The 2,946-nt window shown below is 50.8% G+C and carries 3 protein-coding genes; all 3 read left to right on the plus strand.

Going from position 1 to position 2,946, the window contains the following annotated elements:
• A partial coding sequence (locus tag AC3DOM_RS15720) for a c-type cytochrome (protein ID WP_487919988.1) occupies positions 1–419 on the plus strand: 419 nt, incomplete at its 5' end.
• A gap of 22 nt (positions 420–441) precedes the next feature.
• A complete protein-coding gene (locus AC3DOM_RS15725; protein ID WP_487919989.1) occupies positions 442–1,104 on the plus strand; it encodes a response regulator transcription factor in 663 nt (220 codons plus the stop codon).
• A 53-nt stretch (positions 1,105–1,157) separates the two neighbouring features.
• The gene (locus AC3DOM_RS15730) at positions 1,158–2,894 is read left to right on the plus strand and encodes a sensor histidine kinase (protein ID WP_487919990.1); all 1,737 of its coding nucleotides are present in this window, start codon (positions 1,158–1,160) and stop codon (positions 2,892–2,894) included.
• The last annotated feature ends 52 nt before the right edge of the window (positions 2,895–2,946 follow it).

The raw sequence follows: 2,946 nt of genomic DNA on the forward strand, positions 1-2,946 counted from the left end.
ATTGGCAGGCTAATCTTGATGATAGGGTAACAATTAATGGAATAACTGTTCCACCTGTTCCAATACTGGACGCAGGAGACCTTTCCCAGGGTCGGGAAATCTACAGTCAAAAATGCGCCTCTTGCCACGGCACAGAACTGGAAGGGGTCTCTGGTTGGAAAATATCCCAACCAGATGGCACATTGCTTCCGCCACCGCATGATAGCGGCGGTCATACCTGGCACCATCCTGACGCGCTATTGCTCAAGATCATTTCCGAGGGAGGTCAACCTGAAAACGGGAATATGCCCTCATTTGCCGAAATCTTGAGTGATGATGAGATGCACAAAGTATTGACCTTCATCAAATCATCATGGGGAGCAGAAGAGCGTGAGTTTCAATGGTGGATATCTTTCACACAAAACAGCTTTTATGAATGATGTCTTATAGTAAAATCACCCTATGACAACTTCATTTTCCCCCATCCGGGTTTTGCTGGCTGATGACCATGCTGTTGTACGAGCCGGCATCCGCCAGTTTTTAGAGCAAGCTGAGGATATACAAATTGTCGCCGAAGCAGACGATGGAGAAATGGCAAAAATACTGATTGCCGAGCATCTCCCGGATGTCGCGGTATTGGATATCCAGATGCCAAAAGCGACCGGGATTGAAGTTACTCGCTGGGTACGCGCGAATCAACTGGAGATTGGCATCCTAATTCTGACCGCCTACGATGATGCCCCTTATATTACGGCTGTTTTACAGGCAGGTGCAAACGGTTATGTACTAAAAACTGCTGCTCCTCGTGAGATAATTCGCGCAGTACGGGATGTCCATGCCGGAAGTTCAGCGTTAGACGCCAGTATTCTCAGCAAAATGATGGCTCAAATGACAGCGATCAAGGATACTCCACCTGTGGATGAGCTCACGAATAGAGAGATGGAAGTGCTGGTCCTGGTGGGGAAAGGCTACACCAACAAAGCTATCGGCGCTCAGTTGAGGATCAGCGATCGCACCGTGCAGGGACATCTGGCACATATATTTAATAAACTCCAGGTTTCCAGCCGGACAGAAGCAGTGATGCGCGCGGTATCACTGAGTTGGTTATCTCCTGATCTGGGATAATGGCTTTCAGAATAAATGAGAACGTCATTGCTGGGCGACCTTCTTAATATAAAATGCCAAATTCAAATCCAATTCCTCTTCCCGGTTTGCGCTGGCGCGGCCTGACCTTACAGCTTTTCGCATGGGTCGTCCTGCCCCTGGTTGCACTACTGTTGCTCGCCACCCTGGGCAGTATGGCATTGCACCAACGCGCAATGCGGACTCTGGTTGGCGAGCGTGATGAACGGGCAGCGCGAACTGCTGCCAGTGCGCTTACAGAAAAACTGAGTCATCGAGCCGCAGCCGTGCGTGGCCTGTCATTGCGGGCTGCAGACGGGCATCCTCTCAACGATATTCTTCTATCCTCCAATTTCCTCCTGCCGTATTTTGACGCCGGGCTTGCCTTTTTCTCCCCTGAAGGGGTATTACTCGAATCTGCCGGGGACGATTCTTTGTGGACAAAAAATGCAGACGCTTTTCGAATTGTGCTGAACGAAACCCTCAAGCTGGCTACAGAGGAGCCGCGCTTTTCATCGGTCATTCCTTCTTTTAATGGTAACAAGCCGATTGTCCTCCTGACAGCGGTCGCCCACCCTGGTGACCCGATTGTCGTGGGGGCATTATTTCCATCCATGTTGGCAGAGGGCACTCTAACCCAACTTTTTGAAGTAGCAGCGCAAGGCGAGGTTTTTTTGATTTCTCCTGATGGGCAGGTTTTGTATAGCCTGCAGGATGATGTACCGCTCACCGACCCCCTTGCTCATCCAGGCGTTAGCGCTGCATTGCAAACCGAAAGCGGTGCGATCTATATTCCCGCCGAGGATGGCGAAAAAGTGATCGCGTATAGCGGGGTTGCGCCCGTAGGCTGGGCCTTGATCATTGTGGAAACCTGGGAAACCGTGACAACACCACTCCTCAACACAACCTTATTTGCCCCACTGATTCTCATCCCCATCCTTTTGCTCTCCCTTGTTGCTTTGTGGTTTGGGGCCGGTCAAATTGTACAGCCCTTGCAAAATTTGGAAGGGCGTGCGCGTGAATTGGCCTGGGGTGATTTTAATAGCATCGAAGCTTCTGTAGGTGGTATTGCTGAAATTAATCGCCTGCAAAATGCGCTTATTTATCTGGCGCGGAAGGTACAGGCCTCTCAAAAAAGTTTACGAGGTTATATCGGTGCTATCACAACAGGACAGGAGGATGAACGTCGCCGCTTGGCGCGGGAACTGCACGATGAGACCATCCAGTCATTGATCGCTCTTAATCAGCGTGTGCAATTGGCCCAGATGAATATTGATGAGGGTCGCACAGTGGATCAGTTGGATGAAATCCAGAAAATGACCGAGGAGACGATACAGGATCTGCGCCGTCTGACACGTGCCCTGCGTCCGCTTTATCTCGAAGATTTGGGCCTGGTCGCCGCGCTGGATATGCTGGCCCGCGAAACACAGGATTCTTCCGCAATACCGATCACGTTTCGGCGGCTGGGTCGTGAACTTCGTTTGCCTCCTGATGCGGAATTGGCACTCTACCGCATGACGCAGGAGGGTTTGAGTAATATCCAGCGTCACGCACAGGCTACACAGGCCACCGTGCAAATTGAGTTTGCACCTGAGCGGGTCATATTGACTATCTCTGACAACGGATCTGGATTCGAAGTTCCCAAAAGCCCGGCAGAGTTCGCCCCCCACGGCCACTTTGGGTTGTTGGGACTATATGAGCGAGCGGAATTACTCAACGCCGTATTAGAAATTTACTCAGAACCAAACGAGGGGACACGCCTGGCCGTATCCCTGCCGCTAAAGATAAACTGACTGAGTTCTCAAACTCAGATTTTTAGACCCCATAGGCGATTTTGCCTATAAA

The sequence above is a fragment of the Candidatus Desulfolinea nitratireducens genome (assembly GCF_982879505.1).

Coding starts and splice junctions, on each gene's coding strand:
- AC3DOM_RS15730 (WP_487919990.1), top strand. CDS start 1,158: ATGCCAAATTCAAATCCAATTCCTCTTCCCGGTTTGCGCTGGCGCGGC.
- AC3DOM_RS15725 (WP_487919989.1), top strand. CDS start 442: ATGACAACTTCATTTTCCCCCATCCGGGTTTTGCTGGCTGATGACCAT.